2 protein-coding genes are annotated in these 639 nt (G+C 63.4%); both read right to left on the bottom strand.

Translation table 11 applies throughout. From position 1 onward, the window contains the following. Nucleotides 1–161, bottom strand: a 161-nt coding sequence (locus ISF28_RS30265; protein ID WP_198120881.1) for an FAD-dependent oxidoreductase, incomplete at its 3' end; no start/stop codon positions are given. Between the two features lie 2 nt (nt 162–163). Beyond that, on the bottom strand, nt 164–535 hold the full coding sequence (sdhD, locus tag ISF28_RS30260; protein ID WP_198120880.1) for a succinate dehydrogenase, hydrophobic membrane anchor protein: 372 nt from the start codon (nt 533–535) through the stop codon (nt 164–166). Nucleotides 536–639 lie beyond the last annotated feature (104 nt).

Genomic DNA, 639 nt, shown 5'->3' with positions numbered 1-639 from the left:
GCGGCGACGGTGTGGGAGCGGGTCGGGAAGACTTTCGACAGCACGGCCACGTTCAGGCCCGCTTCGGACAGTTGCAGCGCGGCGCGCAGGCCGGAACCGCCGGCGCCGACGATGACGACGTCGAAATGGCGGACGGGGATGTTGGTGTTGATTGCTGCCACGATTACACGCTCCAGAGAATTTGCACAGTCCAGGCGGCGCAGGCGAGCAGCCAGAGCACCGTGGCGATCTGCAGGGTCAGGCGGATGCCGACCGGTTTGACGTAGTCCATCCAGATGTCACGGATGCCCACCCACACGTGGTAGAACAGGCCGAAGAACGTGACCATCGTGAAAAGCTTGAACCACTGGCGGGCAAAGAGACCCGCCCAGCCTTCGTAGGTGAAATTCTGGCCGGTCAGGAACGAAACCAGCAGGATGACGGTGAAGATGACCATCACGATGGCGGTGACGCGCTGCGCCAGCCAGTCGCGCATGCCGTAGTGCGCGCCGACGACGAGGCGGCGCGTTCCGATGTTCTTGGGGGTAGTAGCCATGATGATTAAAACACTCCGAACAGTTTGAGGGCGACCAGCAGGGTCAGCGCGAGGCTGACGACCAGCACCCAGCGCGCGGTGCGCTGCGAGGCGTCCTTGTCGAG

The organism is Massilia rhizosphaerae (genome assembly GCF_016093545.1).
Classification (GTDB): domain Bacteria; phylum Pseudomonadota; class Gammaproteobacteria; order Burkholderiales; family Burkholderiaceae_D; genus Telluria; species Telluria rhizosphaerae.
The sequence above is the reverse complement of the archived record's forward strand: the minus strand, read 5'-3'. Positions and strand labels throughout refer to the sequence as shown.

Coding starts and splice junctions, on each gene's coding strand:
- sdhD (WP_198120880.1), bottom strand. CDS start 535: ATGGCTACTACCCCCAAGAACATCGGAACGCGCCGCCTCGTCGTCGGC.